This window comes from Pseudomonas protegens, assembly GCF_003363755.1.
GTDB classification, from domain to species: Bacteria; Pseudomonadota; Gammaproteobacteria; order Pseudomonadales; family Pseudomonadaceae; genus Aquipseudomonas; species Aquipseudomonas danubii.
This window is the reverse complement of sequence record NZ_CP031396.1, coordinates 1,226,284-1,249,447: the sequence shown is the minus strand read 5'-3', so window position 1 is coordinate 1,249,447 and position 23,164 is coordinate 1,226,284. Positions and strand designations below refer to the sequence as shown.

General features: G+C 58.4%; 18 protein-coding genes and 3 tRNA genes. 15 read left to right on the top strand and 6 right to left on the bottom strand.

Features of this window, described 5'->3' with window-relative positions; translation table 11 throughout:
• Positions 1-139 precede the first annotated feature (139 nt).
• On the top strand, positions 140-814 hold the full coding sequence (locus DWF74_RS05320; protein WP_102864965.1) for a PA2778 family cysteine peptidase: 675 nt from the start codon (positions 140-142) through the stop codon (positions 812-814).
• A gap of 50 nt (positions 815-864) precedes the next feature.
• Here the strand turns inward: DWF74_RS05320 and pbpG are convergent, their stop codons facing one another.
• Together pbpG and folD are read right to left on the bottom strand one after the other, a co-directional pair.
• Entirely contained in the window at positions 865-1,803 is a 939-nt protein-coding gene (pbpG, locus tag DWF74_RS05315; RefSeq protein ID WP_102864648.1) for a D-alanyl-D-alanine endopeptidase, read from the bottom strand.
• 292 nt (positions 1,804-2,095) lie between these two features.
• The gene (folD, locus tag DWF74_RS05310; protein WP_102864649.1) at positions 2,096-2,950 is read right to left on the bottom strand and encodes a bifunctional methylenetetrahydrofolate dehydrogenase/methenyltetrahydrofolate cyclohydrolase FolD; all 855 of its coding nucleotides are present in this window, start codon (positions 2,948-2,950) and stop codon (positions 2,096-2,098) included.
• Between the two features lie 280 nt (positions 2,951-3,230).
• Here folD and DWF74_RS05305 point away from each other — a divergent pair.
• The 10 genes from DWF74_RS05305 (at position 3,231) to DWF74_RS05260 (ending at position 13,492) form a co-directional block, all read left to right on the top strand.
• A tRNA-Arg gene (locus DWF74_RS05305) sits at positions 3,231-3,307 on the top strand.
• Positions 3,308-3,339: 32 nt separating this feature from the next.
• A tRNA-His gene (locus DWF74_RS05300) sits at positions 3,340-3,415 on the top strand.
• A gap of 57 nt (positions 3,416-3,472) precedes the next feature.
• Positions 3,473-3,557 (top strand) — tRNA-Leu (locus tag DWF74_RS05295).
• 412 nt (positions 3,558-3,969) lie between these two features.
• Entirely contained in the window at positions 3,970-5,280 is a 1,311-nt protein-coding gene (gene tig / locus DWF74_RS05290) for a trigger factor (protein WP_115580527.1), read from the top strand.
• 92 nt (positions 5,281-5,372) lie between these two features.
• Positions 5,373-6,008 carry an ATP-dependent Clp endopeptidase proteolytic subunit ClpP gene (clpP, locus tag DWF74_RS05285; RefSeq protein ID WP_011062274.1) on the top strand — a complete coding sequence of 212 codons (636 nt, stop codon included), beginning with the start codon at positions 5,373-5,375 and terminating at the stop codon, positions 6,006-6,008.
• Between the two features lie 112 nt (positions 6,009-6,120).
• A complete protein-coding gene (gene clpX / locus DWF74_RS05280; protein WP_102864651.1) occupies positions 6,121-7,404 on the top strand; it encodes an ATP-dependent Clp protease ATP-binding subunit ClpX in 1,284 nt (427 codons plus the stop codon).
• Positions 7,405-7,566: 162 nt separating this feature from the next.
• Positions 7,567-9,963 carry an endopeptidase La gene (lon, locus tag DWF74_RS05275; RefSeq protein WP_102864652.1) on the top strand — a complete coding sequence of 799 codons (2,397 nt, stop codon included), beginning with the start codon at positions 7,567-7,569 and terminating at the stop codon, positions 9,961-9,963.
• Between the two features lie 148 nt (positions 9,964-10,111).
• The gene (locus DWF74_RS05270) at positions 10,112-10,384 is read left to right on the top strand and encodes an HU family DNA-binding protein (protein ID WP_011062271.1); all 273 of its coding nucleotides are present in this window, start codon (positions 10,112-10,114) and stop codon (positions 10,382-10,384) included.
• A 226-nt stretch (positions 10,385-10,610) separates the two neighbouring features.
• The gene (locus DWF74_RS05265) at positions 10,611-12,482 is read left to right on the top strand and encodes a SurA N-terminal domain-containing protein (protein WP_115580526.1); all 1,872 of its coding nucleotides are present in this window, start codon (positions 10,611-10,613) and stop codon (positions 12,480-12,482) included.
• A gap of 131 nt (positions 12,483-12,613) precedes the next feature.
• Positions 12,614-13,492, top strand: coding sequence for a sterol desaturase family protein (locus DWF74_RS05260; RefSeq protein WP_115580525.1), 879 nt, complete (start codon positions 12,614-12,616; stop codon positions 13,490-13,492).
• 58 nt (positions 13,493-13,550) lie between these two features.
• Here the strand turns inward: DWF74_RS05260 and DWF74_RS05255 are convergent, their stop codons facing one another.
• Entirely contained in the window at positions 13,551-14,756 is a 1,206-nt protein-coding gene (locus DWF74_RS05255) for an MFS transporter (RefSeq protein WP_115580524.1), read from the bottom strand.
• A gap of 123 nt (positions 14,757-14,879) precedes the next feature.
• Between DWF74_RS05255 and DWF74_RS05250 the strand changes: the two genes are divergently transcribed.
• Together DWF74_RS05250 and DWF74_RS05245 are read left to right on the top strand one after the other, a co-directional pair.
• On the top strand, positions 14,880-15,779 hold the full coding sequence (locus DWF74_RS05250; protein ID WP_102864657.1) for a LysR family transcriptional regulator: 900 nt from the start codon (positions 14,880-14,882) through the stop codon (positions 15,777-15,779).
• 92 nt (positions 15,780-15,871) lie between these two features.
• A complete protein-coding gene (locus tag DWF74_RS05245; protein WP_102864658.1) occupies positions 15,872-16,723 on the top strand; it encodes a DUF2242 domain-containing protein in 852 nt (283 codons plus the stop codon).
• 349 nt (positions 16,724-17,072) lie between these two features.
• On the opposite strand, the gene DWF74_RS05235 is transcribed toward DWF74_RS05245, so the two are convergent.
• Together DWF74_RS05235 and DWF74_RS05230 are read right to left on the bottom strand one after the other, a co-directional pair.
• On the bottom strand, positions 17,073-18,113 hold the full coding sequence (locus DWF74_RS05235; protein ID WP_102864660.1) for an AraC family transcriptional regulator: 1,041 nt from the start codon (positions 18,111-18,113) through the stop codon (positions 17,073-17,075).
• Positions 18,114-18,116: 3 nt separating this feature from the next.
• A complete protein-coding gene (locus DWF74_RS05230; RefSeq protein WP_102864661.1) occupies positions 18,117-19,247 on the bottom strand; it encodes a carbon-nitrogen hydrolase family protein in 1,131 nt (376 codons plus the stop codon).
• A 209-nt stretch (positions 19,248-19,456) separates the two neighbouring features.
• On the opposite strand from DWF74_RS05230, the gene DWF74_RS05225 reads away from it, so the two are divergent.
• Complete coding sequence (locus tag DWF74_RS05225) at positions 19,457-21,496, top strand: NADPH-dependent 2,4-dienoyl-CoA reductase (RefSeq protein WP_115580523.1); 2,040 nt, start codon at positions 19,457-19,459, stop codon at positions 21,494-21,496.
• A 75-nt stretch (positions 21,497-21,571) separates the two neighbouring features.
• Entirely contained in the window at positions 21,572-22,501 is a 930-nt protein-coding gene (locus DWF74_RS05220; protein WP_115582421.1) for a 1-aminocyclopropane-1-carboxylate deaminase/D-cysteine desulfhydrase, read from the top strand.
• On the opposite strand, the gene DWF74_RS05215 is transcribed toward DWF74_RS05220, so the two are convergent.
• The gene (locus DWF74_RS05215; protein WP_115580522.1) at positions 22,492-23,046 is read right to left on the bottom strand and encodes a cytochrome b; all 555 of its coding nucleotides are present in this window, start codon (positions 23,044-23,046) and stop codon (positions 22,492-22,494) included. The two genes, DWF74_RS05220 and DWF74_RS05215, sit on opposite strands and share 10 nt — an antisense overlap.
• Between the last annotated feature and the right edge of the window lie 118 nt (positions 23,047-23,164).

The following is a 23,164-nucleotide window of genomic DNA, read 5'->3' as shown; positions in this document are numbered from 1 at the left end:
TAGTCGAGAGTCTTCGAACACTTCGCTCTATGGTTTTCAATTAACTGCCGCCTAACGCTATACCCTCGCCCGTGAGGGCCCTATGATCAAGGCCCCAGCCGGGACCGGGTCGTCCGGCGTTTGAATATAGAGAGCGATGATGGTGCGGGTATTTCCTCGATTTCGAGCGGCGTTGCTGGTCAGCGCCTGTGTCTTGAGCCTGGTCGGTTGTGCCGGCAGCGTGCAACCCGAGATCCAGCGCTTGCCGGAGCGGGTAGAGCTCAACAGCGTGCCGTTTTTCCGTGGAGAGATGTATCAAAGTGGCCCCGGAGCCTTGGCTGGCATGCTGTCGCAACAGGGCATCGTGATTACTCCGGGGTTGTTGGACAAACCCTTGCACCTGCCTGGCGCCGAGGCGCAATTGCAGCAGAACATGCTAAGCCTGGCGCGTGAGTACGGGATGGTGGTCTATCCCCTGGACGATCATCTAGCGTCCCTGCTGACCCAGGTGGCGGCAGGTTATCCGGTACTGGTGCGCTTTACCGAAGGTTCGACGTTCTGGGCTGAGCCGCGTTATGCGGTGTTGGCTGGCTACAACCGGGACAAGCAAACCGTGTTGCTGCGTGGAGCGAAAAGCCGTCGGCAACTGATGAGCTTTCGTGAGTTCGAGTCGTCCTGGAAGAGCGCCGGGAGCTTTGCGGTATTGATTCAGGCGCCCAACCAGTTGCCAGCCAAGGTCGATCGCCAGCGCTGGTTGAAAGCCGCCGATGAACTGGGGCAGGCCGGTCAGGAGCAAGCAGCAGCCAGGGCCAGCAAAGCGCTCGATAGCCACTGAAGCCTGCAGACAACAACGGCGCCATTGGGCGCCGTTGTTGTGCTTGAGTATCAGTGCGAGGCCTGAGGGGCTGCAGTCTGGCGGTTCTTGAGGTTCTTATCGGCCTTGTAGCGCAAGGCAACGTCCGGTACCGAGCCGCTCTTGCCGGTTTCTACCCAGTTGCGGATGCGGCTGGCGTCAGCGAAGTGGGTGTACTTGCCGAAGGCATCGAGAATCACCAGGGCTACCGGGCGATTGCCCATGCTGGTGACCAGCACCAGGCAGTGACCGGCTTGATTGGTGAAGCCGGTCTTGGTGATCTTGATGTCCCATTTCTCCTTGTTGACCAGGTGGTTGGTGTTGCGAAAGCCCAGGGTGTAGTTGGGCTTGCGGAATGCCACGGTCTTTTCCTTGGTGGTACTCAGCTCGCTCAGTAGAGGGTACTTGCGGGCAGCCACCAGCAATTTGCTCAGGTCGCGAGCCGTGGAAACGTTATGGATCGACAGGCCGGTGGGTTCCACATAGCGGGTGTGGGTCATTCCCAGTGACTTGGCCTTGGCGTTCATCGCGGCGATGAAGGCCGGATAGCCTCCCGGGTAATGATGGGCCAGGCTGGCCGCGGCGCGGTTTTCCGAGGACATCAGGGCAATCAGTAGGGTGTCTCGACGGCTTAGTTCGCTTTTGAGCTTGACCCGGGAGAACACGCCCTTCATTTCTGGGGTGTCGCTGATGTTCATGGAGATGTGTTCGTCCAGCGGCAGCTTGGCGTCCAGAACCACCATGGCGGTCATCAGTTTGGTCACCGAAGCGATGGGCACCACGACGTCCGGATTGCTGGAATAGATGACTTTGTTGGTTTGCAGGTCCAGCAGCAGCGCGCTGCCGGATGCAATATGCAATTGTGAAGTGTCTCTTGGCGCCGCGGTGGTTTCGCTGGCGTCGACGCTGTGCGCGATCAAGGTGCCGGACACAGCAAACAATAAGCTGAGGATGGAGAGACGAATTTTCACGCGGGCGGACTCGATAATAATGGATATGCCGTTTGGCAACGGGCTTTTTCGGAAAAGCGTTACATTTTATGAGTATGGCTGAAGAACTGTCGATTGTTCTTCAGTGGTCAGTCGAAAACCCTTAAAAACCAAGAAAAAACACCGTTTTTTCCTGAGTGCTACTGCGGTTTCAGAATAGGCTGAGTGCGATCCTGAACGCTAAGATTCAGGGGCGATAAAGAGCGCTGTGGTGTTGTAACGTTGGCGCATAAAAAAACCCGCCATTGGCGGGTTTTTGTGCGCTGTCGAAAACTCAGCTGTGCAGCGATTCTGCGGCGTACAGGGTGTTTTCCAGCAGGCAGGCGCGGGTCATGGGGCCTACGCCACCAGGCACTGGAGTGATCCAGCCCGCGCGGGGCAGGGCGGTTTCATAAACCACGTCGCCCACCAGCTTGCCGTCTTCCTGGCGATTGATGCCGACGTCGATGACGATAGCGCCTTCCTTGATCCACTCGCCCTTGACCAGGCCTGGCTTGCCAGCAGCAACGACAACCAGGTCGGCACGGCCGACATGGCCAGCCAGATCCTTGGTGAAGCGGTGAGTGACGGTCACGGTGCAGCCAGCCAGCAGCAACTCCATGGCCATCGGGCGCCCAACGATGTTGGATGCGCCGACCACGACTGCATCCATGCCATACAGGTCGGCACCGGTGCTTTCCAGCAGGGTCATGATGCCTTTGGGAGTGCAGGGGCGTAGCAGGGGAATGCGTTGGGCCAAACGACCGACGTTGTAAGGATGGAATCCATCCACGTCTTTGTCCGGACGAATGCGTTCTAGTAGTAGAGAGGCATCCAGGTGCTCAGGAAGTGGCAGCTGTAGCAGGACACCGTCGATGTTCGGGTCATCATTGAGGCGATCAATCAAGCCCGCCAGTGCTTCTTGAGTGGTGTCGGCGGGCAAGTCATAGGCTTGTGAAAGGAAGCCGACCTCTTCGCAGTCTTTACGCTTGTGCGAGACATAAACCTGAGAGGCCGGGTCGCTGCCGACCAGAATCACCGCGAGGCCCGGAGTACGCAGGCCTTGCTGGCGACGCTCGGCGACACGTTTGGCGATCTGCTGGCGCAGGCTAGCGGCGATCGCTTTGCCGTCGATTAGTTGTGCAGTCATGACGCGTGATTAACCATCGAGAGGGAGAGAAAAAGAGAACGTATTCTCGCATGTCGGAACGTGAGGGCAAAGGCGCTTGGTCTGCAAATTCCCCTAACTCCTTTAATTAAATGAATTTTTTTCAAAAAAGAGTTGACGACCTAAAGGCTCGCCTATAACATTCGTCGCACTTGTCGGGCACAGCCTAGCACTGGTTAAGAAAGTCGGGCAGAGTTGATGTTTAGCTCATAACGACTGAAAGCAATTAGTTTGTAATCGTTAAAGAATACAGATTAATAAGGCGCCCGTAGCTCAGCTGGATAGAGCATCCGCCTTCTAAGCGGATGGTCGCAGGTTCGAGTCCTGCCGGGTGCGCCATTAGGCAGCTTTGGCACAAGTAACGCAATATGGTGGGCGTAGCTCAGTTGGTAGAGCACAGGATTGTGACTCCTGTTGTCGTGGGTTCGATCCCCATCGTCCACCCCATATTCGAAGAAGGCGCCAGATTAATAGTCTGGCGCCTTTGCTTTAAAAGATTGTTAAGCGGACGTGGTGGAATTGGTAGACACACTGGATTTAGGTTCCAGCGCCGCAAGGTGTAAGAGTTCGAGTCTCTTCGTCCGCACCAATAAAGTAGCTAGTTAATAGCAGATTACGGCGCAGCACCTGAAAAGGGCTGCGCCGTTTTCGTTTTTGGGTCCGATATGTCTGGTGTTTCCACGCACAGTGGGGCGGCTGGGTTGGGCAATGGTTGGCCTTTGGTCGCTGGATGCTGGGATCTTGGCTATTGGTTGGTGTATGTCAGGGAAGCTCTGGCCGGCTCCTTCTATATATAGAAGGGTTGGTGTAGAGGCTCTGGTTGGATTCGTAGTATTTGCTCTCATGGCGAGGCTCAATCCTTTGTCCTCGCCTTCACATTGTCGGCCGTTTTTTACCCGTTTTCAGTAGGGTGACTTCTTGAGTTTGACCCACTAGAATGCATGCCCTTGATTCTGGGGTCGGAAAACGGCCGGCTAACGTCTGTGCAACGAGGAATATCCATGCAAGTTTCTGTTGAAAATACTTCTGCTCTTGAGCGCCGCATGAGCATCACCGTGCCGGCTGAGCGCATCGAGAGCCAGGTCAACAAGCGTCTGCAGCAGACTGCCCAAAAGGCCAAAATTGCGGGCTTCCGTCCTGGCAAGGTTCCAATGAGCGTGATTCGTCAGCGTTATGAGGCTGATGCGCGTCAAGAAGCAGTGGGTGATGTGATCCAGGCTTCCTTCTATGAGGCCGTTGTTGAGCAGAAGCTGAACCCAGCTGGCGCTCCTTCGGTCGAGCCTAAGGTGTTGGAGAAGGGCAAGGATCTGGAATATGTTGCCACTTTCGAAGTCTTCCCAGAGTTCACGGTTGCTGGTTTCGAAAGCATCGCTGTTGAGCGTCTGAGCGCTGACGTAGCTGATGCTGATCTGGACAACATGCTGGAGATCCTGCGTAAGCAGAATGTTCGCTTTGAAGTTGTTGATCGCGCTGCGCAGAACGATGATCAACTGAACATCGACTTCGTGGGTAAGGTTGACGGTGAAGCTTTTGCAGGCGGTTCGGCTAAAGGCACTCAGTTGGTACTGGGCTCTGGCCGCATGATCCCTGGCTTCGAAGACGGTCTGGTTGGCGCCAAGGCTGGTGAAGAGCGTGTCCTGAACCTGACCTTCCCTGAGAACTATCAGAACCTGGATCTGGCCAACAAGGCTGCCGAGTTCACCGTGACTGTTAACAGCGTTTCCGAGCCTAAGCTGCCTGAGCTGACTGAAGAGTTCTTTGCTCAATTCGGTATCAAGGAAGCCGGCCTGGAAGGTTTCCGTGCCGAAGTTCGCAAGAACATGGAGCGTGAGCTGCGTCAGGCCATCAAGTCCAAGGTGAAGAATCAGGTAATGGACGGTCTGTTGGCCTCCAACCCGATCGAAGTGCCAAAGGCGCTGCTGGACAACGAAGTTAATCGTCTGCGTGTTCAGGCTGTCCAGCAATTCGGTGGCAACATCAAGCCGGATCAGCTGCCTGCCGAGCTGTTCGAAGAGCAAGCCAAGCGCCGTGTAGTGCTGGGCCTGATCGTTGCTGAAGTTGTTAAGCAATTCGATCTGAAGCCTGATGAAGACCGCGTTCGCGAGCTGATTCAGGAAATGGCTTCGGCTTACCAGGAGCCTGAGCAGGTCGTGTCCTGGTACTACAAGAACGAGCAGCAATTGAACGAAGTCCGTTCGGTTGTGCTGGAAGAACAAGTTGTGGATACTGTTCTGCAGAAAGCTAGCGTGACCGACAAATCGGTCTCTTACGAAGAAGCGGTCAAGCCGGTAGAAGCACCTCAAGCCGACTGATTTTCTTCTCGTTCGAAGCACACACCATAAGCCAGCCTTCGCGCTGGCTTATGCGTATTCAAGACGTGACTATTTGGGAGTGACTGCAGAGCATGTTCCGTAATTCTTATATTCAGCAGAACTCTGATATCCAGGCCGCAGGCGGCCTGGTCCCGATGGTTGTCGAGCAGTCCGCTCGTGGCGAGCGCGCCTACGACATCTACTCGCGCCTCCTCAAGGAGCGAGTGATCTTTCTGGTAGGTCCTGTAGAAGACTACATGGCCAACCTGATTTGTGCGCAACTGCTATTCCTTGAAGCGGAAAACCCGGACAAGGACATCCATCTCTATATCAACTCCCCGGGCGGCTCGGTAACGGCTGGCATGTCGATCTACGACACCATGCAGTTCATCAAGCCTAACGTTTCAACCACCTGTATTGGTCAGGCATGCAGCATGGGTGCCTTCTTGCTGACGGCCGGTGCCCCTGGCAAACGTTTCTGCCTGCCAAACTCCCGAGTGATGATTCACCAGCCCCTGGGCGGTTTCCAAGGCCAAGCGTCGGATATAGAAATCCATGCCAAGGAAATCCTCTTCATCCGTGAGCGTCTCAACACGCTGATGGCCAAGCATAGCGGACGCACTCTGGAAGAAATCGAGCGCGATACCAATCGTGATAACTTCATGAGCGCCGAAGCAGCGCGTGAGTACGGGTTGATCGATGAAGTAATCAACCAACGCCCCGCTTAAAATAAGCAGCTCAAAATAGGCTTGGTCAGTTGTTCTGATCAGTGGCGGGCTTGAAAAAGCCCGCAATAGCCTTCATCTTGTGTTGCAAGCCTATCGGATTTGGATCGAACGAATGACTGACACCCGCAACGGCGAGGACAACGGCAAACTGCTTTATTGCTCCTTCTGTGGCAAAAGCCAGCATGAAGTACGCAAATTGATTGCCGGCCCCTCGGTCTTTATCTGCGACGAGTGCGTCGACTTGTGCAATGACATCATCCGTGAGGAGGTGCAGGAAGCACAGGCCGAGAGCAGCGCGCATAAATTGCCTTCGCCTAAAGAAATCAGCGGCATCCTTGATCAATACGTGATTGGTCAGGAACGTGCAAAAAAGGTTCTAGCTGTAGCGGTGTACAACCACTACAAGCGCCTGAATCAGCGTGACAAGAAAAGTGACGACGTCGAGCTTGGTAAGAGCAACATCTTGCTGATCGGCCCTACAGGTTCGGGTAAGACGCTGCTGGCGGAAACCCTGGCCCGTCTGTTGAATGTACCGTTCACGATCGCCGATGCAACCACCCTGACCGAAGCTGGTTATGTGGGTGAGGATGTCGAGAACATCATTCAGAAGTTGCTGCAGAAGTGCGATTACGACGTAGAAAAAGCTCAAATGGGCATCGTCTACATCGATGAAATCGATAAGATTTCCCGCAAGTCTGACAACCCTTCGATTACTCGGGATGTTTCCGGTGAAGGCGTTCAGCAAGCCCTGTTGAAGTTGATTGAAGGTACGGTTGCTTCCGTTCCGCCACAAGGTGGTCGCAAGCACCCGCAGCAGGAATTCCTGCAAGTCGATACTCGTAACATCCTGTTCATCTGTGGTGGCGCGTTCTCCGGGCTGGAAAAGGTTATTCAAAACCGCTCTACCCGTGGCGGCATTGGTTTCAATGCTGAAGTGCGTAGCAAGGAAGAGGGCAAGAAGGTTGGTGAGTCCCTGCGTGAAGTCGAGCCTGACGATTTGGTCAAGTTCGGTCTGATCCCGGAGTTCGTTGGCCGTCTGCCAGTCCTGGCGACCCTGGATGAGTTGGATGAAGCTGCATTGATTCAGATCCTCACTGAACCGAAGAATGCCTTGACCAAGCAGTACGCCAAGTTGTTCGAGATGGAAGGTGTTGATCTGGAGTTCCGCACTGACGCCTTGAAGTCAGTCGCCAAGCGGGCACTTGAGCGCAAGACAGGTGCTCGTGGCCTGCGTTCGATTCTCGAAGGTGTTCTGCTCGACACTATGTACGAGATCCCCTCGCAATCCGAGGTGAGTAAAGTAGTGATCGATGAAAGCGTCATTGAAGGCAAGTCCCAGCCACTGTACATCTATGAAAACAGTGAGCCGACGGCCAAGGCGGCGCCAGACGCGTAAGCGTCGCGCTGTTGGATTGAAAGAAGGGGCCTTCGGGCCCCTTTGCTTTTAGCGTCTTAAAGTGCTGTCTTTAAGCTTGTTTTTTTTACAGGCAGCCCCCATCTTGGTTTCAAGCTTACTTCCATCTGTTTACGGCCGTACGGCCGCCGTAGAGGCGAAATCATGAAGACAACCATCGAATTGCCTCTCCTGCCATTGCGTGATGTTGTGGTTTATCCGCACATGGTTATCCCGCTGTTCGTGGGGCGCGAGAAGTCGATCGAAGCCCTCGAGGCAGCGATGACGGGCGACAAGCAGATTCTCTTGCTGGCACAGAGAAACCCTGCTGATGACGATCCCGGTGAAGATGCACTCTATCGCGTAGGTACCATTGCAACTGTCTTGCAGTTGCTCAAGTTGCCTGATGGCACCGTCAAGGTGTTGGTTGAAGGCGAGCAACGCGGCGCTGTCGAACGCTTCAGTGAAGTTGATGGTCATTGCCGTGCCGAAGTCTCCCTGATTGACGAAGTAGATGCTCCTGATCGTGAGTCAGAGGTGTTTGTTCGCAGTCTGCTGTCCCAGTTTGAGCAATATGTGCAACTGGGCAAGAAAGTTCCTGCCGAGGTGTTGTCCTCCCTCAACAGTATCGACGAGCCAAGCCGCCTGGTGGATACCATGGCCGCGCATATGGCGTTGAAGATCGAGCAGAAACAGGAAATCCTCGAGATCATTGATCTGTCTGCTCGGGTCGAGCACGTCCTGGCATTGCTGGACGCCGAGATCGACCTGCTGCAAGTTGAAAAGCGCATTCGTGGCCGCGTCAAAAAGCAAATGGAACGCAGCCAGCGCGAGTACTACCTGAATGAGCAGATGAAGGCCATTCAAAAGGAGCTGGGCGATGGTGATGAGGGTCACAATGAAATCGAAGAGCTGAAAAAGCGCATCGATGCCGCCGGCCTGCCAAAAGATGCGATGACCAAAGCTCAGGCCGAGCTCAACAAGCTCAAGCAGATGTCGCCGATGTCTGCCGAGGCTACGGTGGTTCGCTCCTATATCGATTGGCTGGTTCAAGTGCCTTGGAAGGCCCAGAGCAAGGTGCGTCTCGACCTGGCGCGTGCCGAGGATATTCTCGACGCCGATCACTATGGTCTGGAAGAGGTCAAAGAGCGGATTCTCGAATATCTCGCCGTACAAAAGCGCGTGAAGAAGATTCGTGGTCCGGTGCTGTGCCTCGTCGGTCCTCCTGGGGTAGGTAAGACCTCTCTTGCGGAGTCGATCGCCAACGCGACCAACCGTAAGTTTGTGCGTATGGCGCTGGGTGGCGTACGTGATGAAGCGGAAATCCGTGGGCATCGTCGAACTTACATCGGTTCGATGCCAGGAAGATTGATTCAAAAGATGACAAAGGTTGGGGTTCGCAACCCGCTGTTCCTGCTCGACGAAATCGACAAGATGGGCAGTGATATGCGTGGTGATCCGGCGTCGGCGTTGCTGGAGGTTCTGGACCCTGAGCAGAACCACAACTTCAACGATCATTATCTGGAAGTTGATTACGACTTGTCCGATGTGATGTTCCTTTGCACCTCCAACTCGATGAATATTCCTCCAGCATTGCTGGACCGGATGGAGGTGATTCGTCTGCCTGGCTACACCGAGGACGAGAAGATCAACATCGCGGTCAAGTACCTGTCGCCCAAGCAGATTCAGGCCAATGGACTGAAGAAAGGCGAGCTGGAATTCGACCCCGATGCGATTCGCGACATCATCCGCTACTACACCCGCGAAGCCGGTGTGCGGGGCCTGGAGCGCCAGATCGCCAAGGTCTGCCGCAAGGCGGTGAAAGAGCATGCGATGGAAAAACGCTTCTCTGTTAAGGTCACTTCCGATCTGCTGGAACACTTCCTGGGCGTGCGTAAATTCCGCTACGGCCTGGCCGAGCAGCAGGATCAGATCGGCCAAGTGACCGGCCTGGCCTGGACTCAGGTAGGCGGTGAGTTGCTGACGATCGAAGCCGCTGTGGTTCCAGGCAAGGGTCAGTTGATCAAGACCGGCTCCCTGGGCGATGTCATGGTCGAGTCGATCACTGCCGCGCTGACCGTGGTACGCAGTCGTGCCAAGAGCCTGGGTATTCCCTTGGACTTCCACGAGAAGCGTGACACCCACATCCACATGCCGGAAGGGGCTACCCCTAAAGACGGCCCTAGCGCGGGCATAGGCATGTGCACGGCGTTGGTTTCGGCGCTGACCGGCATTCCGGTGCGGGCTGATGTAGCGATGACAGGGGAGATCACCCTACGCGGTCAGGTATTGGCCATCGGCGGGCTGAAAGAGAAATTACTTGCAGCTCATCGGGGTGGAATCAAGACGGTGATCATTCCTGAAGAGAATGTTCGCGATTTGAAAGAAATTCCTGACAATATCAAGCAGGATCTGCAGATTAAACCAGTTAAATGGATTGACGAAGTCCTGCAAATTGCGCTGCAATACGCGCCGGAGCCCTTGCCGGATGTGGCTCCCGAGATAGTTGCAAAGGACGAAAAACGCGAGTCTGACTCTAAGGAAAGAATTAGCACGCATTAGTACGCATTAGCCTGGGGGGCTTCCTTGACAGCTTTTTAGAGCCCTTGTTATAAAGCGGCTCTTAAGTGTCTGTAGGCCATTCAGCACTCGTTTTTGCTTTCACCAAAAAACTTAGAATCATACTCATAGATATGTAAGGGGACTTAGAGTGAACAAGTCGGAACTGATTGATGCTATCGCTGCATCTGCTGATCTCCCGAAAGCTGCTGCTGGCCGTGCGCTGGACGCAGTAATCGAATCCGTTACTGGCGCTCTGAAGGCCGGTGACTCTGTTGTTCTGGTTGGTTTCGGTACTTTCTCCGTAACGGATCGTCCAGCTCGTATCGGTCGCAACCCACAGACCGGTAAGACTCTGGAAATCGCTGCTGCTAAAAAGCCAGGTTTCAAAGCCGGTAAAGCACTGAAAGAAGCCGTAAACTAAGTTTCTTCAGGGTCTTTGCCCATCCGGGTCGGGGTCATGCCTGATCTGGCAGCGGGGCGCCAGTAGGCCGGTGCATCACCGGCCAATGCCGAGGGTCGCAGGTTCAGCTCTCGTCCGCTCCGCCAGTTACGAGAAGGCGCATCCTCGGATGCGCCTTTCTTCTATCCGGACTCTACCCACACTCCACGGTTGCTTAAATTGAAGTACAGCCGTTTCTGGGGGACGCATGCTGCAGAATATCAGGGACAACTCACAAGGCTGGATTGCCAAAACCATCATCGGGGTCATCGTCGCACTGCTGGCGTTGACCGGTTTCGATGCCATTTTCCAGGCCACTACCCATAACCAGGACGCGGCCAAGGTCAACGGCGAGGAAATCACTCAGAACGAGTTGAGCCAGGCCGTCGACATGCAACGTCGTCAACTGATGCAACAGTTGGGCAAAGATTTCGATGCCTCCCTGCTGGATGAGAAGATGCTGCGCGAAGCCGCGTTGAAAGGGCTGATCGATCGCAAACTGTTGCTGCAAGGTGCACAGAATTCCAAGTTTGCCTTCTCCGAGGGCGCGCTGGATCAGGTGATCCTGCAAACGCCGGAATTCCAGGTTGAAGGCAAATTCAGCCCTGAGCGTTTCGATCAGGTGATTCGTCAGTTGGGCTACACCCGTCTGCAATTCCGCCAGATGCTGGCTCAGGAAATGCTGATCGGTCAGGTGCGTGCCGGTCTGGCGGGCAGTGGTTTCGTGACCGATGCTCAGGTACTGGCGTTCGCTCGTCTGGAAAAACAGACTCGAGATTTCGCTTCACTGAGCATCAAGGCTGATCCGGCAGCGATCAAGCTGACCGATGACGAGGTCAAGGCCTATTACGATCAGCACGCCAAGGAGTTCATGACTCCCGACCAAGTGGTGATTGATTACATCGAGCTGAAGAAGGCTGCCTTCTTTGATCAGGTCAGTGTCAAGGACGAGGACCTGCAGGCGCTGTATCAGAAGGAAATCGCCAACCTGTCCGAGCAACGTCGTGCCGCGCACATCCTGATCGAAGTCAACGATAAGGTGAACGAGGCTCAGGCCAAGGCCAAGGTCGAAGAGATCCAGGCGCGTCTGGCCAAAGGCGAAAGCTTCGAGGCACTGGCCAAGGAATTCTCCCAGGATCCAGGCTCGGCTAATAACGGTGGCGACTTGGGCTATGCCGGTCCAGGTGTTTATGACCCAACCTTCGAGAAGGCGCTGTATGCGCTGAATAAGGATCAGGTCTCGGCCCCGGTGCGTACGGACTTCGGTTTCCACCTGATCAAGCTGTTGGGCATCGAAGCACCGGAAGTGCCGAGCTTCGCCAGTCTCAAGGACAAGCTGACCCGCGACTTGAAAACTCAGCAGGTCGAGCAGCGTTTTGTCGAGGCGACCAAGCAGCTGGAGGACTCTTCGTTCGAGGCCTCCGATCTGGCACAACCGGCTCAGGAACTGAAGCTGACTGTTCACACCTCCGCGCCATTCGGCCGTGACGGTGGCGACGGTATCGCTGCCAACCGTGCAGTGGTGCAAGCAGCGTTCAGCACCGAAGTCCTCGATGAGGGTTCCAACAGCACCGCCATCGAACTGGACCCGGAAACTGTCGTGGTGCTGCGAGCCAAAGAGCATCGCAAACCTGAGCAACTGCCTCTGGAAAGCGTCGCCAGTGCCATTCGCACGCAATTGGCCAAGGAGCACGCCAGTGCTGCGGCCAAGACCAAGGCTGAAGAGCTGATTGCCAGCTTGCGTGATGGCAAGACCGCGCTGAACAAGCCGGTTGATGGCCAGAACTGGAAAGTCGCACAAGCGGTGACCCGTGGTCAGGATGGTATCGATCCAACTGTTCTGCAGGCGTTGTTCCGCATGAGCAAGCCTGAGTCCAAGGACAAACCGACCTTCACTAGCGTGACCCTGCCTAACGGCAATCTGCTGGTGCTGCAGCTCAATGCCGTCAATGAAGCCGCTGCGCCGACCGAGGAAGAGAAGGCTCAATACCGTCGCTTCCTGGCCTCGCGGGTAGGGCAGCAAGATTTTGCCGCCTACCGCAAGCAGCTGGAAAACCAGGCGGACATCAAGCGTTACTAATGCCTGAACCGCAGTGTTGAAAAGACCCCGGCCGCAATGCCGGGGTCTTTTTTTGAGCTCGGATAAACCTCAGGTGCCGGTGGTGTGCCAGCGCTTGCGCGCATGCAGGTAAGGATAAGAGCGAGAATGCCATGAACCACGATCTGATGACCAACAACCCCCTGTTGATCGTTTCGGCGATCTTTGTGTTTTTCATCCTCCTGGAAATAGCTTGTTCAGCCTTTCGCCAACCCCGTGGCCAGCGCCGCGACGTGCTGATCGAGGCGGTGGGCTCAAGCCTGTTGCTTGGCGTGACCTTTCCCCTGGTGATGTGGGCCAGCGGTGCGCTCATGGGCCTGGCACTGCCACAAGCCAAGGGCATGCTGGCGGATACGCCCTGGGTGCTTGGTCTGCTGTTGTTCCTGATCTTCGATGACATGGCCCAATACTGGTGGCACCGCCTGACCCATCGTCTCCCCGCGCTGTATGCCCTGCACCGGGCTCACCATTCAGCGGCCTACATGAGCATTCGCATCGTTTATCGCAACAACAGCTTCTATTACCTGCTGATGCCCGGAATCTGGTTCTCCGGGGTGCTGATCTACTTGGGGCTGGCGCCGGTCTATTACGGTTACCTGATTCTCAAGATGACGGTGATCTTCGCCGCACACAGCAGCGTGGCCTGGGACGACAAGCTGTACCGCATCGGTTTTCTCCGGCCACTGATGTGGCTGGTGGAGCGAGTCTTTTCAACGCCTTCGACCCATTCGGCTCACCATGGCCTGAGCGCCGAGGATGGCGTGACCCACTACAAGGGCAACTTCGGTAACTTGCTGTTCCTCTGGGATGTGCTGTTTGGCACCGCGAAGATCACCCGCCGCCGGCCCGTTACCTTCGGTATCGAGCACTTGGCGCCGGTGAGCTGGAAGGAGGAGCTGTTCTGGCCGTTGGTACGCAGTCGCAAAGCCCGATCCGCTGCGCACGCAAAAGTGGATACTGCTTTGCAGACTGGCGCTTCGGCTGAAGGCTAGCGACCTGGCAGGCTCCGTTGCCGCGAGAACGCCCGATTGCCAAGGCTTGGGTCGAGGATCAGCGTCTGACTGGAAAGCCCTGGTGCCGGGCGTTCACCGCCACCACCAGGCTGATCAGCAACAGCGCGGCAATCACCCAGGGGAAGATCGCCACTCCCGGCCCTTGCAGCAGCAAGGCGCCACCCAGGCCGCCACCGGCGATCGCCAGGTTCCATAGGGTGACCAGCATCGACTGCGCAGTGTCAGCGTGCTCGCCTGCGGCCTTGGCCAGTGCGGTTTGCAGCAGGGTGGCCATGCCGCCGAAGGACAGCCCCCAGATAGCGGTCGCCCCATAGATCGCCACTGGCCAGTCACCCAGCAGCCCCAGCATCAGGGTCGAGCCGATGAACAGCAGGCAACTGACCAGCACCAGTTGACGCAGCCAGCGATCGATCAGCAGGCCCACCAGCCAGATGCTCAACAATGCGGCCAGGCCAAATACCAGCAACACCCGCTCGATCTGCTCACCAAGCCCGACCGGCTGAAGAAAGGGCGCGATGTAGGTGTAGAGAATGTTGTGTCCCAGTACATAGGCAAAAGTCACGAACAGCACTGGTCGGATCCCCGGCAAGGCCAGGACTCGAGCCAGCGACAAGCGCTTCTGCGCGCGCAGCCCCGGGAAGTCCGGCACCTGAACCAGTACCCAGCCAATTAGCCCCAGGGTCAGCAAGGTCATGACAGCAAAGCTCATGCGCCAGCCCACCAGGTTGCCCAGCCAGGTTCCAGCGGGCATTCCCACCGACAGAGCCACCGGCGCGCCGAGCATGGCCAGCGTGATTGCCCGGCCTTGCAAGTGAGGCGCCACCATGCGGCTGGCATAGCCGGCCAGCAAGGCCCAGAGCAGACCGGCGAAGACCCCGGCGAAAAAGCGTGCCACCAGAATCAGGCTGTAGTCACTGGAGAGGACGGTAACAGTGTTGACCAGGGCAAAGCCGGCGATGGCCAGCAACAGTAAGGGGCGCCGCCGCCAGCCCTGTGTGAGGATGATCAGCGGGATGGCGGCCAGTAGCGAACCCAGGGCATAGAAGGTCACCAGCTGGCCAATCAGTGCAGGTGAGACGCCAAGGTTGGCACTCATTTGTGGCAGCAGCCCAGCCGGCAGGGTCTCGGTCATCAGGGTAATGAAACCGGCGCTGGCGAGAGCCAGCAGGCCGCCGACAGGCAGGCGTTCGCGGGTCTCGGCGGGTGCTTGTAGCAGTTCACAGGCATTGGCGGAGTTGCTCATGGTCGGGCACCGTTGTGCAGGGGCAGAAATGAAGCTCACAGGGTAGGGTTCTGTGCATGGCGGAAAAATAGGCTAAGGTTCCGAACTTATCGGACACAGAAGTCCTTAATCGCAGGAGGCAGAATGGACTGGCTGGGCAGTATCCCGGTGTTCATGCAGGTGGCCGAGACACGTAGCTTTACCGAAGCGGGGCGGCTATTGGGAGTGTCCTCCTCAGCCGTGGGCAAGAGCATCGCGCGGCTTGAGGAGCGTCTGGAGACGCGCCTGTTCCATCGCACCACCCGCAGTATCAGCCTGACCGCCGAGGGGGCCGGGTTCCTCGAGCGCTGCCGCCGGATAGCTACCGAAGCGGAGGCTGCGGAGTTCCAGCTGTGCGATTCCTCCAGTGCGCCTGTAGGTAAGTTGCGGATCAGCGCTCCCCAAGTTCACGGGCTGTTGATGCCGGTACTGGCGGAGTTCATGCAGCTCTATCCACAGATCGAGCTGGACGTGGACCTTTCCGATCGCATGGTGGACGTGGTGGAGGAGGGGTTTGATCTGGTAGTGCGCACGGGCAATCCCAAGGACTCCCGGCTCCTGGCCCGACAATTGGGGCGCTTTCACATGGTGCTGGTGGGTAGTCCCGACTATTTCAAGCAGCGCGGCCTGCCGCAATGCCCCCAGCAACTGCGCGAGCACGCCTGCCTGCGGCACACCTTTCACCACACCGGCAAACTTGAGCCGTGGCCGTTCAAGCCCCAGGCCCACTTACCGGAACCGCTGCTGCCGACCCGCTTGACCAGCAGCTCCATCGAGGCTGTGGAACACGCTGCCCGCAGCGGTTTGGGTATCGCCTGTTTGCCGGATTTCATGGTGCAGGCGGCGGTTCGCCGGGGAGCGTTGCAGACAGTGCTCGACGAGTACCTGGAACACAGCGGCACGTTCTGGGTGCTGTGGCCATCGAGCCGGCATGCAGCGGCCAAGCTGAGGGTGTTGATCGAGCACTTGAGCGAGCGACTTTTTCCGGCAAACAACGGTCAGTAAACTTGTGTGAAATTTAAGACACCAATTACCTGCGCGGTGTGGCATTGATCTGTTGCACAATACGCGCCGGAGCGTTTTCCTCAGGATTTTCGATGTTTAGATCATTTCATCTGCGCGCCGCAGCCGCGGCATTGCTGCTGTCCGCTGTCGCCGGTTGTTCGACGCACAAGACCGCCATCTACGAGCATGAAAGCTTCGATGATTCCGGCACTTTTTCGCGCAATTACCCGGTCAGCGATACCGCTTCCTGTGAAGCCGCACGCCGGGCTCTGCTGAGCCAGGGCTACATCATCACCAGCAACGACCCGAAGCTGGTCAGTGGCCACAAGAGCTTCCAGCAGACCGGTGAGACCCATCTGGAGATCAGCTTCAATGTGGTCTGTGCCCAGGACGGCAGCGGCGACCAACGTTCGACGGTGTTTGCCAACGCCTTGCAGGACCGTTATGCACTCAAGAAGGTGAACAACTCGGCGAGCCTGGGCGTCGGAGTGCTGGGTTCGGTGTCGATGCCGATCGGTTCCACCGACGACTCCATGGTCAAGGTGGCCAGTGAGACGGTGTCGTCCGCCAAGTTCTATGAGCGCTACTTTGCCCTGGTCGAGCTGTTTTTGCCCCAGGAAGTGAAGAAGGCTGCACATATCGAAGAGAAGCCCAAGGCTGATCTGGGGGTTCCCGAAAACAAGCCCGAGGCGGAACCCAAGCCTGAGTCCAAGCCACAGAGCGAAGTGATCGAGCCGAGTGCTGTGGTCGCACCGCTGGTGCCCGCCAATGAGCCTGAGCCAACGCTCTCCCAGCCCGTGGCTCCACCAGCGGAAGTCGCGCCGATTGTGCCGGCTGCCAGCAGCGAGCTGGCGCCTGCCAATCAAGCCGTCACTGCACCCCCCGCCAGCAGTCTGCCGCCGCCGACCGAGCCGATTCCCGCTCTGCCGGGCAGCGGGCACTGATCGGTTCCAGGATGCTCGGGCCGACTCTTTAAAGTCGGCCCGATGTTTACATCGCGCTCGCCTTCGACTGCAATCATTGCCGTTGCATGGGTATCCACAGCTTAAATTTCTCACGGGCTGTTACGTTTTAACGACATAAATCTTGACCGGGGGGGTAGTATTTTTTCTGTCATCCCGGCACTTTATGCTGGTCCCGACAGTCATTAGGCACAGGGTTATTCAATCAACGGAAAAGGAGTCCGCCATGGACGAATACCAAGAGGAACTGCTGGAGTATCAAGCTTTTGAGCTCGATCCCCTGGAGCCAGCAGAAGACGCCACCGAGCTGTAACGCCGGTGGCGTTTTTTTTTAGCCGAATTGTCGGTGGCTGCGCCGGAATTCCCCCGGGGTCTGCCCGTTCCAACGCTTGAAAGCCCGTTGAAATGCCTCGGCTGAGGCAAAGCCCAACAGATAGGCGATCTCGCCGAATGCCAGTTCGGTATCGCGGATATAGGTCATGGCCAGGTCGCGGCGAGTGTCGTTGAGAATCGCTCGAAACTGCGTCCCTTCTTCCGCCAGCTTGCGCCGCAGGGTCCAGGTCGGCAGCTTCAGGCGCATCGCCACTTCTTCCAGGTCCGGCTCACGGCCACCGTTGAGCAGAGGGCCCAACAGCTGGATGATGCGTTCGCGCAGGCTGCGGGTCCGGGTCAACTGTTCCAGTTCTCTTTCACATAGCTGCACCAGATGCCGCCAGGTGCTGGGGCAATGCTCCGGATTGCGCAGGGCCAGGTTGGCCTGGCTCAAGCGCAGCTGGTTCTGTTCAGCACCGAACTGGATGGGCGTTGGGCCGAGCAGGGCATAGGCGTCGTGATAGTCCGGGCGCTCGAACTCGATGTCGATCTGCTCGGCATGAATGGCCTGGCCGCAAAGACTCGACAGCTGCTGAAGCCAGCCGGACATGATTGAGTCCACGACGAAACGGTTGTAGGCGTTGTAGGGGCTGATGGAATAAAAGCGCAGCCAGGCACCGTTGGCGTCTTCGTGAAAGCTCGACTGGCCGCGATAGTTGGAGCCGTACAAGGCCTCGAAACGGGTCAGGCAGCGAGCCGCTTCGCGCACGGTAGGGGCTTGCGCGGCAGTCACCCCAGCAAGGCCCATCTGGCTCAGGCGACTCAGGCGGCCCATACGCAGACCCAGTGCCGGGTCACCGGTCAGCTGGATCGCCCCGTGGCCCAGGCGCATGTAGCGGGGGATCGACAAGCGTGCCCCGGCTTCCCCCAGCCTGGCGGCGTCCAGTGCGTATTGTTCCAGCAACGGTGTCGGGTCCAGCCCATGACTGCGTACCGCGTCCACCAGGCTGTGGACGAACCCCACCGAGAGGTCTCCCAGGCGCATCGGCGGCGTCTTCATCGACTACAACCAGATGTTCAGCAAGCGAGCACCCCGGGTGCCCTCGTCGGCAAAGGTCTGGCCATTGCTGTTGATAAAGCTCTGGCCGCTGCTGCGCTGGTCCCAGAACTGGCCACGCAGGAACACGCTGACCCCGGCACTGGCCAGGCTGCTGGGCGGGCGGGCAGTGAGGGTCAGGCGATGCCAGGCCTCGCCTTCGCTGGCTTCCTCGGGCTTGAGGCTGACTTCACTGGGGGTGGCGATGCTCTTGTAACCGCGCCAGGGTTTGTCCCAGCCGTCGCGGCCCATGACAAAGGCCGGGACTGCCACCAATTGAGTGCTCTGCTCATTGAGCTTGCGATAGTTTTCCGGGTACCAGCTGTCGCTGCCGATCAGTACGCCGAGCCGTCCGGCGGGGGTATCGATCACCCGTAGCGCTGTTTCGGTATCGCCCTTCAGGTAGCCGCTTTCGGCATAGGTCGGGTAGATCTGCCGCTGGGGCTGGCCCATGGGCAGGCCATCGCTGCCGAACACCAGGCTGCTGTTGTACAGGGCGCCGCTGCCAATCTGCAGGGTGCCCTGACTGACACTGGGCTCCGGCAGAATGATGGTGCCGGCCACCAGGGTCACCTGGAACTCCTTGGCCAGGCCGCCGAACAGCCACTGATAGTCCTTGGCCATTTTCTTCGCCTTCATGCGCAGATACGCATCGTCCAGGCGACTGTCGCCCCTGGCGCTGATCAGCGCCTTGAGAAACGGCAAGGGGTTGCTCACGGCCAGCCAGTTCATCGCTTCTTTCAAGGAGGTGGCCTGGTACAGCTCGTTCTTTTCACCACTGACCATCAGCCAGGTGCCGATATGCTCCGGTAGCACGACGATGGTCTTGGCGTTGACCAGGCCTTTGTCAGTGGCTTGCTGCAAGTAGGCCGCCAGCTTGCGATGCAGGCGTTCGATGTTCTGGTAGTCGGTGGGGAACAGTTCAGGCTGAATCGCCAGCAGGTTGCCATTATCGGCTGGCACGCCTTGATCCACCGCGAGCTGGATGCGCAGGTCCGACAGGTAGTGCGCCTCTGGACGGTCGCGAGTCCAGATTGCGTAGCGGGTGGCGGCTGCAAGCAGGGCCAGAGTGAGGGTGATGTAGAGAAGTTTGCGCATGGGGAAACAGTCAGCGGCCGTGTGCAGGAGTCGTCGACTAGGGTAGGGCCCGGGCCGACGCTTGCCAAGGGGCGCTGTGCGTTTGGATCAATAAGTTGTCAGTTACGGTCATTGAGCGCCGGATACCGTGCTCTTAGTCTGTGGAGCACTACCGATGGAAGACGCAGAGCTTCCACATTTTCCGTGATTGCCCGATCTGGAGTGACACCATGGCTGCCGCACCTTACCCGCACTTGCTGGCCCCCCTCGACCTGGGGTTCACCACCCTGCGCAACCGCACCCTGATGGGGTCCATGCACACCGGTCTGGAAGAGAAGCCCGGCGGTTTCGAGTGCATGGCGGCGTATTTTGCCGAGCGTGCCCGCGGCGGCGTGGGCCTGATGGTCACCGGCGGTATCGGTCCCAACGACGAGGGCGGGGTGTATTCCGGCGCTGCCAAGCTGACCACCGAAGAAGAGGCCCTCAAGCACCAGATCGTCACTCGTGCGGTGCACGAGGCGGGTGGCAAGATCTGCATGCAGATTCTTCACGCCGGGCGTTATGCCTACAGCCCCAAGCAGGTCGCCCCCAGCGCGATCCAGGCGCCGATCAACCCGTTCAAGCCCAAGGAGCTGGACGAGGAAGGCATCGAGAAGCAGATCCGCGACTTCGTCACCTGCTCGACCCTGGCCCAGAAAGCCGAGTACGACGGCGTCGAAATCATGGGCTCGGAAGGTTATTTCATTAACCAGTTCCTGGCGGCCCACACCAACCACCGTACCGACCGCTGGGGCGGCAGCTACGAAAACCGCATGCGCCTGCCAGTGGAAATCGTTCGCCGGGTGCGTGAGGCGGTCGGTCCGAACTTCATCATCATCTTCCGCCTGTCGATGCTCGACCTGGTGGAAGGCGGCAGCACCTGGGAAGAAATCGTGCAGCTGGCCCAGGCCATCGAACAGGCCGGCGCCACCATCATCAATACCGGGATCGGCTGGCACGAAGCGCGAATTCCCACCATCGCCACCAAGGTGCCTCGCGCCGCATTCAGCAAAGTCACGGCCAAGCTGCGCGGTTCGGTGAGCATTCCGCTGATCACCACCAACCGCATCAACACCCCGGAAATTGCTGAGCAGATCCTCGCCGAGGGCGATGCCGACATGGTTTCCATGGCTCGGCCGTTCCTCGCCGATCCGGACTTCGTCAATAAAGCCGCCGCCGGTCGCGCCGACGAGATCAACACCTGCATCGGCTGTAACCAGGCGTGCCTGGACCATACCTTCGGCGGCAAGCTCACCAGTTGCCTGGTCAACCCCCGTGCCTGCCACGAGACCGAGCTGAACTACCTGCCGGTCACGCAGATCAAGAAGATTGCCGTAGTGGGGGCCGGCCCGGCGGGCCTGTCCGCCGCTACCGTGGCCGCTGAACGTGGCCATCAGGTGACCCTGTTCGACTCCGCCAGCGAGATCGGTGGCCAGTTCAACATCGCCAAGCGGGTGCCGGGCAAGGAGGAGTTCTATGAAACCCTGCGTTACTTCAAGCGCAAGCTGCAGACCAGCCATGTCGAGCTGTGCCTGAACACCCGGGTGGATGTGGAGCAACTGGTGGCCGGCGGTTTTGACGAAATCATCCTGGCCACCGGTATCGCCCCGCGTGTGCCGGCGATTCCCGGGGTGGAGCATCCCAAGGTCCTGAGCTACCTGGATGTGTTGCTGGAGCGCAAGCCGGTCGGCAAGAGCGTGGCTGTGATCGGTGCCGGTGGCATTGGCTTCGACGTTTCCGAGTTCCTGGTGCACCAGGGCGTGGCCACCAGCCAGGACCGTGAAGCGTTCTGGAAGGAATGGGGCATCGACACCCAGCTCGAAGCCCGTGGCGGCGTAGCGGGAATCAAGGCTGAGCCCCATGCACCGGCCCGTCAGGTGTTCCTGCTGCAGCGCAAGAAAACCAAGGTTGGCGACGGCCTGGGCAAGACCACCGGCTGGATTCACCGCACCGGGTTGAAGAACAAGCAGGTACAGATGCTCAACAGCGTCGAATACCTGAAGATCGACGACGCCGGTCTGCATATCCGCATTGGCGAGGCAGGAGAACCCCAGGTGCTGCCGGTCGACAACATCGTCATCTGCGCCGGTCAGGACCCGCTGCGTGAGCTGCAGGATGGCCTGCTGGCCGCAGGGCAGAATGTGCACTTGATCGGCGGCGCCGATGTGGCCGCGGAGCTCGACGCCAAGCGTGCCATCAATCAGGGCTCGCGCCTGGCGGCACAGCTGTAACGGCGTCAGCGACACGCAGCGGGCAAAGAGGCGCACTGGTAGACTGCGCCTCTTTGCATGTTGAACCTGATGCTGATGTCCTTTCCCGATTCCTTCGATTGGCTGCCCCAGGCACCGCTGCAACGGCTGGACCTGGACTGGCTGTCTCAAGCCGGGGTCGAGGTGGCGGTGCTGCGCCTGGACCTGATCGATCCACTGATCAGCGGCAACAAATGGTTCAAGCTGACCGAACACCTGGCAACCGCGCGCCAGTGTGGTGCCGCCGGCATCATCAGCCTGGGCGGTGCCCATTCCAATCATCTGCACGCCCTGGCCGCTGCCGGTCGACGTTTTGCCTTCCCCACGGTCGGGCTGTTGCGCGGCCATCCACAAGACACCCCGACCGTGCGCGACCTGCAGCGTTTCGGCATGCAGGTGCACTGGTTGGGTTACGCCGGTTACCGGGGGCGCCATGCCCCCGGTTTCTGGGCGCCTTGGCAGGCGCAGTACCCCGAGCTGTATCCGGTGCCCGAGGGGGGCGGTGGCCTGGCGGGCGCTTCAGGCTGCCGGCCGTTGCTACAACAGGTGCAGCAACAGTTACCGGCCTTGGGCTGGAGCGACTATCACGGTTGGTGGCTGGCCGTCGGTACTGGCACCACCCTGGCTGGGTTGGTGCTGGCGGAGGCTGGCGTGCACCCGGTGTATGGCGCACTGGCGGTGCCTGCGGATCACGGGGTGGCGCAGCAGGTTGCGGATATTTTGCAGGAGGCCGGGCTGAACAGTGGCCGTTATGAGCTGCTGGACAGCAGTCGTGGCGGTTTTGCCAAGGTCGACGCAGAGTTGCGGGAGTTCATCCAACTGAGTGAGCGATACAGCGGCTTGCCATTGGAACCGCTGTACACCGGCAAGGCCCTGCTGGCCTTGCAGGCGCAGGTCCTGGCCGGGCGCTTTGCCGCGGGTAGCCGGTTGATCTTCGTGCATACCGGCGGCTTGCAAGGCCGCCGTGGATTCGCCGATCAGGCCTGATCCGGTTTGCGCCACATGCGTTGCAGGGTGTTATCGCGCATCACGTAGTGGTGATAGAGCCCGGCCAGGGCATGCAGACCGATCAGCCAGTAACCCAGGCTACCCAGCAGTTCGTGCCAGCCCTGGAGTTGTTTGGCCAGGTTTTTGTCCTCTGTCACCAGCAGCGGCAGATCGAAGCCGTAGAACATCACTTGATGGCCCTTGGCGCTGGTGGTCAGCCAACCGAGCAGCGGCATGGCGATCATGAACAGGTAGAGCGCCCAGTGCATGAGCGTCGCCAGCAGCCTCTGCCACTGGGGCGGGTTGGGCACGATCTTCGGTGCGACGCCCTGGGTGCGCGCGAACAGGCGCAGCCAGACCAGAACGAACACCGTCAGGCCGAGCATGAAGTGGGCTTCGACAATCAGCGTGCGAGCGCCGCTGCCCTTGGGAAAGATGCCGCGAAATTCGATACAGGCGTAAACCACCGCCAAGAGCACCAGCATCAACCAGTGCAGGGTGATCGTCATGCTGCTGTAGCGAGACTCAGTGTTTTTCCAGGGCATACGGGACATCCTCGGTCATCAGGTCTGAAGCCTCCGTTCTTGAATGACGGAGTGCTGTAACTGTAATCCGCTATCCGAGGGTTTGCCTGAGTCGACAGGGGCTTTTATCGCCCTTGTC

What these genes read in the sequence shown, in the direction of transcription:
- DWF74_RS05320 (WP_102864965.1), top strand. Translation starts at nt 140, where the DNA reads ATGGTGCGGGTATTTCCTCGATTTCGAGCGGCGTTGCTGGTCAGCGCC.
- folD (WP_102864649.1), bottom strand. Translation starts at nt 2,950, where the DNA reads ATGACTGCACAACTAATCGACGGCAAAGCGATCGCCGCTAGCCTGCGC.
- tig (WP_115580527.1), top strand. Translation starts at nt 3,970, where the DNA reads ATGCAAGTTTCTGTTGAAAATACTTCTGCTCTTGAGCGCCGCATGAGC.
- clpP (WP_011062274.1), top strand. Translation starts at nt 5,373, where the DNA reads ATGTTCCGTAATTCTTATATTCAGCAGAACTCTGATATCCAGGCCGCA.
- clpX (WP_102864651.1), top strand. Translation starts at nt 6,121, where the DNA reads ATGACTGACACCCGCAACGGCGAGGACAACGGCAAACTGCTTTATTGC.
- lon (WP_102864652.1), top strand. Translation starts at nt 7,567, where the DNA reads ATGAAGACAACCATCGAATTGCCTCTCCTGCCATTGCGTGATGTTGTG.
- DWF74_RS05265 (WP_115580526.1), top strand. Translation starts at nt 10,611, where the DNA reads ATGCTGCAGAATATCAGGGACAACTCACAAGGCTGGATTGCCAAAACC.
- DWF74_RS05260 (WP_115580525.1), top strand. Translation starts at nt 12,614, where the DNA reads ATGAACCACGATCTGATGACCAACAACCCCCTGTTGATCGTTTCGGCG.
- DWF74_RS05255 (WP_115580524.1), bottom strand. Translation starts at nt 14,756, where the DNA reads ATGAGCAACTCCGCCAATGCCTGTGAACTGCTACAAGCACCCGCCGAG.
- DWF74_RS05250 (WP_102864657.1), top strand. Translation starts at nt 14,880, where the DNA reads ATGGACTGGCTGGGCAGTATCCCGGTGTTCATGCAGGTGGCCGAGACA.
- DWF74_RS05245 (WP_102864658.1), top strand. Translation starts at nt 15,872, where the DNA reads ATGTTTAGATCATTTCATCTGCGCGCCGCAGCCGCGGCATTGCTGCTG.
- DWF74_RS05235 (WP_102864660.1), bottom strand. Translation starts at nt 18,113, where the DNA reads ATGAAGACGCCGCCGATGCGCCTGGGAGACCTCTCGGTGGGGTTCGTC.
- DWF74_RS05230 (WP_102864661.1), bottom strand. Translation starts at nt 19,247, where the DNA reads ATGCGCAAACTTCTCTACATCACCCTCACTCTGGCCCTGCTTGCAGCC.
- DWF74_RS05225 (WP_115580523.1), top strand. Translation starts at nt 19,457, where the DNA reads ATGGCTGCCGCACCTTACCCGCACTTGCTGGCCCCCCTCGACCTGGGG.
- DWF74_RS05220 (WP_115582421.1), top strand. Translation starts at nt 21,572, where the DNA reads ATGTCCTTTCCCGATTCCTTCGATTGGCTGCCCCAGGCACCGCTGCAA.
- DWF74_RS05215 (WP_115580522.1), bottom strand. Translation starts at nt 23,046, where the DNA reads ATGCCCTGGAAAAACACTGAGTCTCGCTACAGCAGCATGACGATCACC.